General features: G+C 74.6%; 10 protein-coding genes. All 10 read left to right on the top strand.

Features of this window, described 5'->3' with window-relative positions; translation table 11 throughout:
* Nucleotides 1-4: 4 nt before the first annotated feature.
* The 10 genes from E7Z53_RS09440 to ftsZ all read left to right on the top strand — a co-directional run bounded on the left by E7Z53_RS09440 (nt 5) and on the right by ftsZ (nt 14,391).
* A complete protein-coding gene (locus E7Z53_RS09440; RefSeq protein ID WP_109243789.1) occupies nt 5-2,005 on the top strand; it encodes a peptidoglycan D,D-transpeptidase FtsI family protein in 2,001 nt (666 codons plus the stop codon).
* A gap of 91 nt (nt 2,006-2,096) precedes the next feature.
* The gene (locus tag E7Z53_RS09445) at nt 2,097-3,746 is read left to right on the top strand and encodes a UDP-N-acetylmuramoyl-L-alanyl-D-glutamate--2,6-diaminopimelate ligase (protein WP_176337661.1); all 1,650 of its coding nucleotides are present in this window, start codon (nt 2,097-2,099) and stop codon (nt 3,744-3,746) included.
* A complete protein-coding gene (locus E7Z53_RS09450) occupies nt 3,743-5,344 on the top strand; it encodes a UDP-N-acetylmuramoyl-tripeptide--D-alanyl-D-alanine ligase (protein WP_035924055.1) in 1,602 nt (533 codons plus the stop codon). The genes E7Z53_RS09445 and E7Z53_RS09450 overlap by 4 nt, the downstream gene beginning before the upstream one ends.
* Nucleotides 5,341-6,456, top strand: a complete 1,116-nt coding sequence (gene mraY, locus E7Z53_RS09455) for a phospho-N-acetylmuramoyl-pentapeptide-transferase (protein ID WP_017833689.1) — start codon at nt 5,341-5,343, stop codon at nt 6,454-6,456. Before E7Z53_RS09450 ends, mraY begins: the two co-directional genes overlap by 4 nt.
* On the top strand, nt 6,453-7,979 hold the full coding sequence (murD, locus tag E7Z53_RS09460) for a UDP-N-acetylmuramoyl-L-alanine--D-glutamate ligase (RefSeq protein WP_052132735.1): 1,527 nt from the start codon (nt 6,453-6,455) through the stop codon (nt 7,977-7,979). The genes mraY and murD overlap by 4 nt, the downstream gene beginning before the upstream one ends.
* The gene (gene ftsW, locus E7Z53_RS09465; RefSeq protein WP_017833687.1) at nt 7,976-9,211 is read left to right on the top strand and encodes a putative lipid II flippase FtsW; all 1,236 of its coding nucleotides are present in this window, start codon (nt 7,976-7,978) and stop codon (nt 9,209-9,211) included. Before murD ends, ftsW begins: the two co-directional genes overlap by 4 nt.
* On the top strand, nt 9,208-10,335 hold the full coding sequence (gene murG, locus E7Z53_RS09470) for an undecaprenyldiphospho-muramoylpentapeptide beta-N-acetylglucosaminyltransferase (RefSeq protein ID WP_176337662.1): 1,128 nt from the start codon (nt 9,208-9,210) through the stop codon (nt 10,333-10,335). The genes ftsW and murG overlap by 4 nt, the downstream gene beginning before the upstream one ends.
* Nucleotides 10,325-11,728, top strand: a complete 1,404-nt coding sequence (gene murC / locus E7Z53_RS09475; protein ID WP_017833685.1) for a UDP-N-acetylmuramate--L-alanine ligase — start codon at nt 10,325-10,327, stop codon at nt 11,726-11,728. Before murG ends, murC begins: the two co-directional genes overlap by 11 nt.
* Nucleotides 11,728-12,894, top strand: coding sequence for a cell division protein FtsQ/DivIB (locus tag E7Z53_RS09480; RefSeq protein WP_095651550.1), 1,167 nt, complete (start codon nt 11,728-11,730; stop codon nt 12,892-12,894). The genes murC and E7Z53_RS09480 overlap by 1 nt, the downstream gene beginning before the upstream one ends.
* A 249-nt stretch (nt 12,895-13,143) precedes the next feature.
* Entirely contained in the window at nt 13,144-14,391 is a 1,248-nt protein-coding gene (gene ftsZ / locus E7Z53_RS09485; protein ID WP_109243793.1) for a cell division protein FtsZ, read from the top strand.
* Nucleotides 14,392-14,423: the final 32 nt, after the last annotated feature.

Consider the following 14,423-nt stretch of genomic DNA (forward strand, 5'->3'; position numbering starts at 1 on the left):
ACACGTGGCACGCGCACGCTCGACGTCCGACGCCCCCCGCGCCCGCGGCATCGGACGCAGCCACATCGGAGTGGTCCTCGTGCTCGGCCTGCTCGTGGTCCTCGGGATCCGGCTCGTGTGGGTGCAGGGCTTCGACGTCGCCGGCCGGGCCGAGGCCGCCGCCGGCGAGCGGTCCCGAACGGAGGTGGTGCCCGCGCTGCGCGGTGAGATCCGCGACACCCACGGCAACGTCCTGGCCCGCACGCTCCAGCGCTACGACGTCACGGTCGACCAGTCCCTGGTGCGCGAGTTCGAGCGTCCCCTGGCCGACGGCACCACCGAGACCGTGACCCCCACGCAGGCGGTGTACCAGCTCGCCGACGCCCTCGAGCTCGAGGACACCGAGGTCAAGGACGCCCTCGACGGCGACAAGCAGTTCGAGTACGTGGCCCGCGGGGTCACGCCCGAGCAGTGGAACACCGTGCGCGAGCTCGGCCTGCCCTACGTGTACGGGCAGCCGTCCTCCGACCGCATCTACCCCAACGGCCCGGTGGGCGGCAGCGTGGTCGGCTTCATGGGCGGGGACGACGAGGCGCTCGGCGGGATCGAGCAGACCCAGGACGAGCTGCTGCGCGGCACCGACGGGAGCCGGACCTTCGAGATCAGCGCCGACGGCGTGCGGATCCCGGTGGCGCCCCAGGAGGAGAGCCCGGTGGAGGACGGCTCCTCGGTGCAGCTGTCGATCGACAGCGACGTCCAGTTCTTCGCCCAGCAGGCCGTCACCGAGCGCGCCGAGGAGCTGGACGCCGAGTGGGGCACGGCCGTGGTCATGCGGATCGAGGACGGTGCGGTGCTCGCGCTGGCCGACTCCTCGACCGTGGACCCCAACGACATCGGCTCCGCCGAGGCGGAGGACCTGGGGGCGCGGGCCGTCACCCAGGCCGTGGAACCCGGCTCCACCCAGAAGATCCTCACCGCGGCGGCCGCCGTGGAGGAGGGCGTGGCCACGCCCCGCACGGAGATCACCGTGCCCCCGTTCCTGGAGATCGACGGGCAGAAGATCACCGACGCCTTCGACCACGGCGAGCAGCGGCGCACGTTCACCGGGATCATCGCCGACTCGATGAACACCGGCACCGTCCTGGTCGGCGGCAAGCTCGCCCCGGAGCAGCGCCACGAGTGGATGCAGCGCTTCGGCGTCGGCGAGACCACGGGCATCGAGCTGCCCGGTGAGTCGCCCGGCATCCTCACGAGCGCGGACCAGTGGGACGTGCGCCAGCAGTACACCGTGCTCTTCGGCCAGGGCGTCGCCCAGACCCCGCTGCGCACGGCGACGATCTTCCAGGCCATCGGCAACGGCGGGGTCCAGGTGGAGCCCCGGGTCGTCGAGTCCGTCGTCGCCCCCGACGGCACCAGCACCCCGGTCGAGCGGCCCGAGGGCGAGCGGGTCGTCTCCGAGGAGACGGCCGAGCAGGTGCTCGACATGATGGAGGTCACCGTCACCCAGGGCGGCGCCAAGGAGGCCGCCGTGGAGGGCTACCGGGTGGGCGGCAAGACCGGCACCGCCGAGGCCCCCAGCCCGGAGGGCGGCTACGACGGGTACACCACCTCCTTCGTGGGCGTCGCCCCCGTCGAGGACCCCCAGTACCTCGTGGCGGTCACGCTCCAGCGCCCCCAGGGTGACGTCCGCGCGATCGGCACCACCCCCACCTTCAGCAAGATCATGGGCCAGGTGCTGCGCCACTACGACGTCCCGCCCTCCACCACCGAGCCCGTGCGGATCCCGCTGCGCACGGACGATCCGGAGGAGGACGAGAGCGAGCAGACGGCGCCGGTGGACACCCCGCCGGGCGTCGAGGCACCCGAGGACGGCAGCACCGGGGCGGACGCCCCGGCCGACGCCGAGGAGGGGCCCGCCGCCGGCACCGAGGCCGGTTCAGGGGCCGACGCCGCGGCCGGGACCGGGGCCGCCGGGACCGGCGGGACCGCCCCGGAGGCGTCCCGGCGGGCCGACGAGGGCGACTAGACTTCCATATCGCCGTGCCCGGCCACCCCCCGGGCCCGCCCCCCGCTCCCGGCGGACCACCCACCCGCCGCCCAGACCACGAAGGACGTTGATGGACGCGACAGCCCAGCAGGGACACGACGCGCAGACGATGCGCCCCGCCCGCCCCCGGCCGCTGAGCCTCGCGGAGACCGCCCGGCTCGCGGGCGGGACGGCGCCGTCCCGCGCGGTGGAGGTCACCGGCATCGCCCTGGACTCCCGGGAGCTGCGCCCCGGGGACCTCTATGCGGCGCTGCCCGGCGCCCGCACCCACGGCGCCCGCTTCGGCGCGGCCGCCCAGCGCTCCGGCGCCGCCGCGGTGCTCACCGACGCCGAGGGCGCCGCGATCCTCCGGGACGCCGGCATCGGGCTGCCCGTGGTCGAGGCCCCGGACCCCCGCCGGTCCGTGGGGGCGATCGCCGCACGCGTCTACGGCTCCCGGCCGGAGGACGGGACCGCCCCGGCCCTGATCGCGGTGACCGGCACGAACGGCAAGACGACCACGACCTACTTCACCAACTCGGTGCTCCGCGCCCTGGGCCGGCGCACGGGCCTGATCGGGACCATCGAGATCCTCGCCGGCGACGAGTCGATCCCCTCCCGGCTCACCACCCCGGAGGCCCCGCACGTGCACGCGCTGCTGGCGCTCATGCGCGAGCGCGGCATCACGGCGGCGTCCATGGAGGTCTCCTCCCACGCCCTGCAGTTCCACCGGGTGGACGGCGTCCGCTTCGACGTCGCCGGGTTCACCAACCTGACCCAGGACCACCTCGACCTGCACGGGTCGATGGACGAGTACTTCGCGGTCAAGGCCCAGCTGCTCACCCCGGAGCGGACCCGCCGGGCCGTCGTCGTGGTCCAGGACGAGGACGACGTCTGGGGCCTGAAGATGGCCGAGCACGCGCGGGAGCGGCTCGGCCCGGACCTCGTCGACACGATCGCCCTGCGCGGCGGCGTGCCGGGGGACCGGGACGCCGGACCGGGCCGGCACGGCGCGGACTGGACGCTGACCAGCCTGACCCGCCGCGGGATCGGGCACTCCTTCGCGCTGCGGCACCGGGACGGCCGCACGCTGCGCGTGTCCACGGGCCTGCCGGGCGACTTCAACGTGGCCAACGCCGCGCTCGCCGTGGTCATGGTCGTGGCCTCCGGGGTCGACGTCGCCGACGTGCAGCGCGTCCTCGACGAGGCGGACCCCCTCACCACGGATGTGCCCGGGCGGATGCAGCTCATCGGCACGCAGCCCACCGCCGTCGTCGACTTCGCGCACAACCCGGACGCCCTGCGCCGCGCGCTCGCCGCCGTCGAACCGCCGGACGAGGAGGGCCGCGTGATCGTGGTCTTCGGCGCCACGGGGGAGCGGGACCGCTCCAAGCGCCCGGTCATGGGGGAGATCGCCGCCCGCCACGCGGACGTGGTGATCATCACGGACGACGACCCGCACGACGAGGACGCCGGCGCGATCCGCGCCGAGGTCGCGGCCGGGGCGTTCGCGGCCCGCGACGCCGGCGCCCGGGCCCAGGAGGTGCTCGTGCTCGAGCCCCGCACCGTGGCCATCCGCGCCGCGGTGGCCATGGCGGGGCGCACCGACTCCGTGCTCGTGGCCGGCCGCGGGCACGAGACGGTCCAGGAGATCCGGGGCGTGGACCACCCGCTGGACGACAGGGAAGAGCTGCGGGCCGCGCTGGCCGACGGGCAGCAGGACCGTTGGGAGAACCGATGATCGACCTCACCGCCGCACAGCTCGCGCAGATCACCGGCGGGCGCGCCGTCGGCGCCGCCGCCGCGGCGCCCGTCGTCCGCCACGTCGCGACCGACTCCCGCGAGGCGCGTCCCGGCACGCTGTTCGTCGCCAAACCGGGGGAGGTCACCGACGGCCACGAGTACGTGGGCGCGGCCTTCGCCGCCGGCGCCGTCCTCGCCCTCGTCGAGCACGAGGTCTCCGACGCCGCGGGGGTCACCTACCCGGGCGTGCTGGTCCCCGACGTGGTGGAGGCGATGGGCCGGCTGGCCGCCTGGGTCGTGGCCCAGCTGCGCGCCGACCACGAGGTGAAGGTCATCGCCGTCACCGGATCCGTCGGCAAGACGACCACCAAGGACCTCCTGCGGGGCATCTTCGCCGCGGAGGGTCCCACGGTCGCGCCCCGCGGTTCGTACAACGGGGAGGTCGGCGTGCCGCTGACCGTCTTCGAGGCCGAGCCGGACACCCGGTTCCTCATCATCGAGATGGGCGCCACCCGGATCGGCAACATCGACTACCTGTGCCGGATGGTCCGCCCCGACATCGGGGTGGTGCTGTGCGTGGGCTCCGCCCACGCCGGCGAGTTCGGCGGGGTCGCCAACATCGCCCGCGCCAAGGGCGAGCTCGTCGAGTCCCTGCGGGCCGACGGCGTGGCGGTCCTCAACGACGACGACCCCCTGGTCCGCCAGATGCACCGTCGCACCGCCGCGCCCGTGCTGTTCTTCGGGGAGTCCCCGGCGAACGCGCTGCCCGACGTCCCGGCCGCCCGGGTGCACGCCTCCGAGATCCGCCTCGGGCCCGGCGGCAGCCCGGAGTTCCTCCTGCACCTCCCGGACGGCTCCGCGCACCGGATCGTCTCCCGGCTCATCGGGGAGCACCACGTCTCCAACCTGCTCGCGGCCGCCTCCGCGGCCTTCGTGGCCGGGGTCGCCCCGGAGCGGATCGCGGCCTCGCTCAACGCCCAGGGCGCCGCGAGCCGGTGGCGGATGGAGCGCACCGAGCGGGCCGACGGCGTCACGGTGGTCAACGACGCCTACAACGCCAACCCGCAGTCGATGCGCGCCGCGCTGCAGACCCTGGCCCAGCTGGGCCGCGGCTCCGCCGGGTCCGCGCCCCGCCGCACCTGGGCGGTGCTCGGGGGCATGCTCGAGCTCGGCGACAGCACGATCGAGGAGCACGACGCCCTGGGCCGCATGGTGGTCCGGCTCAACATCTCCAAGCTGATCGCCGTGGGCGACCTCGCCCGCCCGGTCTACGACGCCGCCCAGCTCGAGGGCTCGTGGGGCAACGAGGCCACCTGGGCGGCGACCGCGGAGGACGCCGAGGAGATCCTGCGCCAGGAGCTCGCTCCCGGTGACATCGTGCTCTTCAAGTCCTCCAACGCCGCCGGTCTCCGGGTGCTGGGGGACCGGGTCGCGGCCGACGCCGGGGACGGCGCCGGCGGGCCCGCCCCGGGCAACGACGCCCCGGCGCGCGGCGACCACTGGCGCTCGGCCGGTCCCTTCGTCAACGCCTCCCTCGACCCGAGCGGGAGGCCCACCACCCCGGGCCCCTCCGCGGACGGGAACGAGCCGGCATGATCCAGATCCTCATGGCGGCCTGCTTCGCCCTGGTCCTGTCCCTCTTCGGCACCCCGGCCTTCATCAAGTTCCTCGCCCGGCGCGGCTACGGCCAGTTCATCCGGGACGACGGGCCCACCAGCCACCACACCAAGCGCGGGACGCCCACCATGGGCGGCGTGGCGATCCTCGGCTCCGTGGTGGTCGCCTACGCGCTCACGCACCTGATCTCCGGGGTGCTGTGGCCCTCCTACGGGGGCGTCACCCTCTCCGGGCTCTCCGCGCTGCTGCTGATGCTCGGCATGGGCTTCGTCGGGTTCATCGACGACTACAAGAAGATCGCCAAGAAGCAGAACCTCGGGCTCAGCCCCGTGGGCAAGATCGTCCTGCAGGGCCTCATCGGCACCGCCTTCGCCCTGCTCGTGCTGCTCGTGCCCGGTCCGCAGGGCACGACCCCCGCGTCCTCGGCGATCTCCATCACCCGGGACACCGCTCTCGACCTCGCCTTCGCCGGCACCGCGGTCGGGGCCGTCCTCTTCGTGATCTGGGTGAACCTGATCGCCACCGCCACGACCAACGCCGTGAACCTCACCGACGGCCTCGACGGCCTCGCCACCGGGGCGTCCATCCTCGTGTTCAGCGGCTACCTGCTGATCGCCATGTGGCAGAACACCCACCTGTGCGGAGCCGTGGCCGAGGGGGTCTGCTACGAGGTCCGCGACGCCGCCGACCTCGCCCTCACCGCCGCCGCGCTGGTCGGGGCCCTGGTGGGCTTCCTGTGGTGGAACACCTCCCCGGCGAAGATCTTCATGGGCGACACGGGATCGCTGGGCCTCGGCGGCGCGCTCGCCGCGTTCGCGGTGCTCACCCGCACCGAGCTGCTGCTGGTGCTCATCGCCGGGCTGTTCGTGATCATCACGGTCTCCGTCATCCTGCAGGTCGGCTACTTCAAGCTCTCCGGCGGCAAGCGCATCTTCAAGATGGCGCCGCTGCAGCACCACTTCGAGCTCAAGGGCTGGAACGAGGTGACCATCGTGGTCCGCTTCTGGATCATCGCCGGGCTGTTCGTCGCGGCCGCGCTCGGCGTCTTCTACGGCGACTGGCTGCTCTCCCACGGAGGAATGATCCAATGATCCACGCGAGCAACGACAACCCCGTCCTGGACCGGCCGCGCCTGGCCGGGCTCACCACGTGGGACGCCGACTGGGCCGGGCTGCGCGTGGTCGTCGCCGGCATCGGCCTGTCGGGCTTCGCCGCCGCGGACACCCTGATCGAGCTCGGCGCCCGCGTCGTCGTCGTCGACGGGGCGGACACCCCGGAGAACCGGGCGAAGGCCGACACCCTGCGGATCGTGGGCGCCGCCGACGTCCTGCTGGGGGAGGCGGCCCAGGGGGCCGTGCCCGACGTCGAGGGCGAGCGCCCCGACCTGGTCGTCACGTCCCCGGGGCTGCGGCCCGACCACCCCCTGCTCGTCGCCGCGGCCGCCGAGGGCGTCCAGATCTGGGGCGACGTGGAGCTCGCCTGGCGGGTGCGCGAGCGCGCCGGGCGCAGGACCGCCGAGTGGGTGTGCATCACCGGGACCAACGGCAAGACCACCACGGTCGGGATGACCGCGTCGATGCTGCAGGCCGCCGGGCTCACCGCGGCCGCCGTCGGCAACGTGGGCACCCCCATCCTGGACGCGCTGCGCGAGCCGGTCGAGCACGACGTCCTCGCCGTGGAGCTCTCCAGCTTCCAGCTGCACTGGACGTCCTCGATGTCGCCGCTGGCGTCCGTGGTGCTCAACGTGGCCGAGGACCACGTGGACTGGCACGGCGGCTACGAGAACTACGTGGCGGACAAGTCCCGCATCTACGAGCACACCCGGGTGGCGTGCGTCTACAACGCCCAGCAGGCCGAGACCGTGCGCATGGTCGAGGAGGCCGACGTCGAGGAGGGCTGCCGCGCCGTGGGCTTCACCCTCGAGACCCCGGACGTCAGCATGCTCGGCGTCGTGGAGGACCTGCTCGTGGACCGCGCCTTCCTCGACGACCGCCGGGGCTCCGCCCTCGAGCTCGCCTCCATCACCGACACCGGCCCCCTCCCCACGCCCCACGGCGTGGCCAACGCGCTGGCCGCCGCGGCGCTGGCCCGGGCGGCCGGCGCCCCGCCGGAGGCCGTGCGGGAGGGGCTGCGCGCCTGGGAGCCCGGCGACCACCGCATCCAGGCCGTCGCCACGACCCACGGCGTGCTGTGGATCAACGACTCCAAGGCCACCAACCCGCACGCGGCCGACGCCGCCCTGGCCGCGTTCGACTCCGTGGTGTGGATCGCCGGCGGCCTGTCCAAGGGCGTCTCCTACGATCGGCTCGTCGCCCGGCACGCCGGCCGGCTGCGCACCGTGGTGCTCATCGGCACGGACAACGACTCGCTGCTGGCCGCGCTCGCCGCGCACGCCCCCGAGGTCCCCGTCCTGCGGACCGCCGAACGTCCCGGCCCCGCGGCGGGCGACGCCGTGATGGGCGAGGCGGTGCGGCTCGCCCACGAGGTCGCCAGGAAGGGCGACACGGTGCTGATGGCCCCGGCGTCCGCCTCGATGGACCAGTTCAGCTCCTACGCCCACCGCGGTGACGCGTTCGTCCGGGAGGTCGCGGACCTCGTGGGACGGCTCTCGTGACGCAGCTGCAGGACCGGGCGGGGCTCGCGGAGACGGCCCGCGGCTCCCTGGGCGGGGCGCGCCGCTTCTGGCGTGCCCTCGTGGACGGCCCCCTCATCCACTCCTACTACGCGCTGGCCGGCTCCGTGCTGCTGCTCACGGCCATCGGCATCATGATGGTCCTCTCCGCCTCGGCGGTCGAGTCGATCTCGGCGCAGGAGTCCGCGTACTCGTACTTCGTCAAGCAGGCCACCTTCGGGGGGATCGGCGTGGTCCTGATGTTCGCGCTGTCCTTCGTGCCCACCGCCTGGTACCGCCGGGGCGCCACCGGACTGCTGGTCCTCGCCGTGCTGCTGCTCATGCTCGTCTTCACCCCGCTCGGACAGGAGATCAACGGCAACCGGAACTGGATCGTGGTGGGCGGGCAGACCTTCCAGCCCTCCGAGGCCGCCAAGCTCGCCGTGGCGATCTGGCTGGCCATGGTCCTGGCCCGGCAGGGCGACGCCGTGCGCGACTGGCGCCAGGCCCTGTGGCCGTCCGGGCTGGGCATCGGGATCCCCGCCGCGATGATCGTGCTGGGCGACGACGTCGGCACGGCCCTCGTCTTCGTGCTGATCTACGGGGCCGCCCTGTTCTTCGCCGGGGCGCCGCTGCGGCTGTTCGCGATCGCGGCCGCCGGGGCCGCGCTGGTCGGCACGCTGGCCGTGGTCACCGCGCCCCACCGCGTGGACCGGATCACCGGCTGGTTGTTCGGCGAGTGCGGCGCCACCGACGCCTGCTACCAGTCCCAGCAGGGGCTCAACGCCCTCGCCTCGGGCGGCTGGTGGGGCGTGGGGCTGGGCCAGTCCCGGCTCAAGTACAACTACGTCCCCGAGGCGCACAACGACTACATCTTCTCGATCATCGGCGAGGAGCTGGGCCTGCTGGGCACGGTGCTGATCCTCGCCCTCTTCGCGGTCATGGCCCTGGCGATGGCCCGGGTCATCCTGCGCGCCCGCAGCGGCTTCGTCCGGATCGCCACCGCCTGCATCGTGACCTGGCTGGTCGGCCAGGCGTTCATCAACATCGGCATGGTCACGGGGGTGCTGCCCGTGATCGGCGTCCCCCTCCCGTTCATCAGCTACGGTGGGTCGTCGCTGCTGATGAGCCTCGCGGCCGTCGGCGTCGTGATGTCCTTCACCCGGCTGCCGCGCCGGATCCAGGTCCCCACCCGCACCCCCCGCCCCCGCACCCCGAACGAGGATCGCGCATGACACCGTCCGAACCCACCACCGGAGGCCCCGCGCCGTCGGTCCTGCTGGCCGGCGGGGGCACCGCCGGGCACGTCAGCCCCCTCCTGGCCGTGGCGGCCGCGCTGCGGGAGCAGGCCCCGGCGGCCCGCCTCAGGGCGGTGGGCACCGCGTCCGGGATGGAGACCCGGCTCGTCCCGCAGGCCGGGCTCGAGCTCGAGCTCGTCGACCGGGTCCCGCTGCCCCGCCGGCCCTCCGTGGACCTCGTCCGGCTGCCCGGACGGCTCCTCGGCGCCGTGCGGCAGGCCGGGGAGATCCTCGACCGCGTCCGGCCGGACGTGGTGCTGGGCGTCGGGGGCTACGTCTGCACCCCCGTCTACCTCGCCGCCGCCCGGCGCGGGCTGCCCATCGTGGTGCACGAGGCCAACGCCCGCCCCGGTCTGGCCAACCGGGTCGGCGCGCGCTGGGCCAGGACCGTGGCCGCCGCGTTCCCCGGCACCCCGCTGCGCGGAGCCGTCACCGTCGGCATGCCCATGCGCCGGGAGATCTCCCACCTGGACCGGGAGGCGCTGCGCGCCGAGGCCCGCCGGTCCTTCGGGCTCGACCCCGACCTGCCCACCGTCGTGGTCACCGGCGGCTCCTCGGGCGCCCTCGCCATGAACCGCACCGTGGCCGGCGTCGTCGGGGAGGTCGCCGCGCGCGGCTACCAGCTCCTCCACGTCACCGGCCGGGGCAAGCAGCTCACCCGGGACGACGGCGTGCCGCTGAGCGCCCCCGGCTACGTGCAGGTCGAGTACGTGGACGGCATGGAGCGCGTCTACGCCGCCGCGGACCTGCTCGTGGCCCGCGCCGGCGCCGCGACCGTCTCGGAGGTCGCCGCCGTCGGCCTGCCCGCCGTGTTCGTCCCGCTGCCCGTCGGCAACGGCGAACAGGCGCTCAACGCCGCCTCCCTGGTGGCGGCCGGCGCGGCGCAGCTCGTCGCCGACGACGCGTTCACCCCCGACTGGTACCGCCGGAACGTGCACCCCCTGCTGGCCGACCCCGGCCGCCTCGCCGCGATGGCCGCCGCGAGCCGCGCCCACGGCGTGCGCGACGCCGACACCGTGCTGGCACGGATGATCCTCGAGGAGGTCCCCGTTGAGCGCTGAGCACGAGACCGACCCCGCGCTGCTGGGCCGGGTCCACTTCATCGGGATGGGCGGCGCGGGGATGTCCGCCGTCGCCAAGCTGATGCTCGCCCGCGGGGTCCCGGTCAGCGGCTCCGACCGCCAGGACTCCCCGGCGCTGCGCCAGCTCCAGGACCTGGGCGCCACCGTGCACGTGGGCCAGCGCGCCGAGCACGTGGACGGGGCGCAGACCGTGGTCGTGTCCACCGCGATCCCGCCCGAGGACCCCGAGTACTCCGCCGCCCGGGCCGCGGGGCTGCGCGTGCTGCACCGCTCCGAGGCCCTCGCGGCCGCGATGCACGGCCGCGCGGTCGTGGCGGTGGCCGGCACGCACGGCAAGACGACCACGAGCGCCATGGCCGCGCTCGCGCTGCACACTGCCGGGCTGGAGCCCTCCTGGGCCATCGGCGCGCACGTGGCCGACCTCGGCTCCAACGCGGCCCTCGGCACGGGTCCGTGGTTCGTGGCCGAGGCCGACGAGTCGGACGGCTCCTTCCTCGCGTACGGTCCGCGGATCGCCGTGGTCACGAACATCGAGCCCGACCACCTCGACTACTACGCCTCCCGCGAGGCCTTCTACCGGGCCTTCGACGAGTTCGCCGCGACCCTGCCCGCGGACGGGCTGCTCGTGGCCTGCCAGGACGACCCCGGCTCCCGGGCGCTCGCGGAGCGCCACCGGTCCGCCGGCGGACGGGTGGTCAGCTACGGCACGGACCCGGGCTCCGACGTCCGGGTGCTCCCCGGGGAGGCCGACGGGCTGCGCACCACCAGCACCCTGCTCCTGGGCGAGGGCGCCGACCGCCGGGAGGAGCGGCTCGAGCTCGTGGTGCCGGGCCGGCACAACGTCCTCAACGCGACCGCCGCCTTCTGCGTGGCCGTCGAGGCCGGCGTCCCGCCCGCGGATGCGGTGCGCGGGCTGGCCGGCTTCCACGGCTCCGCCCGGCGCTTCGACCTGCGGGGCGAGGTGGACGGGGTCCGGGTCTTCGACGACTACGCCCACCACCCGACCGAGGTGGTCGCGGCGCTCACGGCCGCGCGGGAGGTCGCGTCCGGGCACCGGGTGATCGCGATCTTCCAGCCGCACCTGTTCTCCCGCACGCGCGAGTTCGCGGCCGAGTTCGCCGACGCCCTGGCGCTGGCCGACGAGGCCCTCGTCATCGACATCTTCGCCGCGCGGGAGCAGCCCGTCGACGGCCTCACGAGCCGGATCGTCACCGACCGCGCCCCCGCCCACGTCCGCTACGTGCCGGACGGCGCCGACGCGGTCGCAGAGGCCGCGGCGGCCGCACGCCCCGGGGACCTGGTGCTCACGGTGGGCGCCGGGGACGTCACCGCCCTCGGGCCCCGGCTCGTGGACCGCCTCGGAGCCCGCTGATGAGCCGGCACGGCCGCCCGCACCAGCCCCGCTTCGGGGACCCGGCCGGGGACTCCGCCGGGGACTCCGGCGTTCCCGGGCCCGCCGGCGGGCCCGTGCCGGAGACCACCGCGGGCCCCGCGCCCGAGCGGGGCGCCGCCCCCGAGCGCGACCCCGGATCGCCGGCCGGCCCCGGGGGCCCGCCGCGGTCAGGGAGCACCGCCTCCGGCGCGGCCGCGCCGGAGGGCGGGCGCGTGCGCGTGCGCGTGAACGACGGGACCAAGGTCACGCCCCTGGCCGACGAGGACGACCTCGAGGAGGTCCCGGCCGCCGGCGGGCGCTTCAGCGCCTGGCGGCGGCACCGGCAGGAGCGCGCCGCCACCCGCACGCTCACCGCCTCCCGGCTCCCCCCGGTGGAGGAGCCCCCGCGGGCCGGTTCCACGGCCGTGGGGGCCACAGCCGTGGGAGCCACGGTGGTGGCCTTTCCCGCCTCACCGGGGGCGCGGCGCCGGCGCCGGCGGATCGGCGCGGTCCTCGGGGTGCTCGCCGCCCTCGCGGTGCTCGCCGGCGTCCTGTTCCTCTCCCCGGCGCTGGCCGTGCGGGACATCACGGTGCGCGGCGCGGAGCTGACGGACCCGGCTCGCGTCGAGTCCGCGCTCGACGCCTACCGGGGCGTCCCGCTGACGCGGATCTCCAAGGACGAGGTGCGGGAGCGGGTGGGGCGGATCCCGCAGGTCCGCTCCATCGAGGTCCTGCTCGAGCCCCCGCACCACCTCGTGGTCGCGCTGCGCGAGCGCGTGCCCGTGGCCGCGATCGAGGACGACGGGGAGTTCGTGGTCGTCGACTCGGAAGGGGTGGAGCTGATGACCGCCGGCTCCGCGGAGGAGGCGGGCGTCCCCGTCGTCACGGGCGGGCGCGACGTGCTCGAGGGCGAACGGTTCGAGGCCATCGCGGACGTGCTGGCCGCCCTCCCGGAGTCCGTCCTCGCCCAGCTGCGCACCGCCTCGGCCGAGTCGCTGTCCTCGGTGGAGCTGGCCTTCACCGACGGCCGCACGGTCGTCTGGGGCACCGCCGAGGACAGCGAGCTCAAGTCGCAGGTCCTCCGGGAGCTCGTCGAGGCGCGCGGCGCCGGCAGCGGCGTCGAGACCTACGACGTGTCGAGCCCGACCCGCCCCGTGGTGCGCTGAGGGGCGACACCGGGCCTCACGTTCCACCAGAGGTCGAGAGTGCGGCCGAAACGCAGCACGACCTGCGGTTTTGGCGAAAAGTGTCGAAAGCGGTATGGCTTGTCGTGCAGGTGGTCCCCGTCGTTGTTAGGCTTGACCCCGACATCGAACCCGCCGGGGGAGCAGCTGACGGCATGAGATTCGACCTTCGATAGAAGGTTGAGAAACGGCTCGCCATCCCCGACCCGAACCATCTCCAGTTAGGTACCCATGGACTCCTCCACCCCCCAGAACTACTTGGCCGTCATCAAGGTCGTCGGAATCGGCGGCGGCGGCGTCAACGCCGTCAACCGGATGATCGAGGAGGGGCTGCGCGGCGTCGAGTTCATCGCGATCAACACGGACGCGCAGGCCCTGCTGATGAGCGACGCCGACGTCAAGCTCGACGTCGGGCGCGAGCTCACGCGCGGCCTGGGCGCCGGCGCCAACCCCGATGTCGGCCGCCAGGCGGCGGAGGACCACCACGAGGAGATCGAGGAGGTCCTCAAGGGGGCCGACATGGTCTTCGTGACCGCCGGCGAGGGCGGCGGCACCGGCACCGGCGGCGCCCCCGTGGTCGCCCGCATCGCCCGCTCCCTGGGCGCCCTGACCATCGGTGTCGTCACCCGCCCGTTCACCTTCGAGGGCCGCCGCCGGTCCAACCAGGCGGAGAACGGGATCGAGACGCTGCGCGACGAGGTCGACACCCTCATCGTGATCCCCAACGACCGGCTGCTGTCCATCTCCGACCGCAACGTGTCCATGCTGGACGCCTTCAAGTCCGCGGACCAGGTGCTGCTCTCCGGCGTGCAGGGCATCACGGACCTGATCACCACCCCGGGCCTGATCAACCTCGACTTCGCCGACGTGAAGTCCGTGATGCAGGGCGCCGGCTCGGCGCTCATGGGCATCGGCGCCGCGCAGGGCGAGGACCGTGCCGTGAAGGCGGCCGAGCTCGCGATCGCGTCGCCGTTGCTCGAGGCCTCGATCGACGGTGCCCACGGCGTGCTCCTGTCCATCCAGGGCGGCTCCGACCTCGGGCTGTTCGAGATCAACGAGGCCGCCCGCCTGGTCCAGGAGGTCGCCCACCCCGAGGCGAACATCATCTTCGGCGCGGTCATCGACGACGCCCTGGGTGACCAGGCCCGCGTCACGGTCATCGCCGCGGGCTTCGACTCGGTGAGCCCGGAGACCAACGCGAACAACACCAACGCGGCCGCCCAGCAGGCGGCGACCACGCGCGCGGCCTTCGGGTCCGGCGCCGGTCAGCCCGCCGGCGTGGGCCGTGCCCCGCAGCGTGGCGGGGCCCCGTCCTTCGCCCAGCCCTCCACCTCGCAGCGGTGGGCGCAGCCGGTGCAGAACGACGACGTGCCCGACGACGCCGGCTTCGACGTCGACCTGCCCGCCGAGGCGGAGGCCGGCGCCGGGGCGGGCTCCGGGCGCAAGGACTCCCTGGACTTCCCCGACTTCCTGAAGTGAGTCCGGCCCCCTGGGGGCGGACGCGGTGGACC

Source organism: Kocuria salina (assembly GCF_013368965.1).
Lineage (GTDB): Bacteria > Actinomycetota > Actinomycetes > Actinomycetales > Micrococcaceae > Kocuria > Kocuria rosea.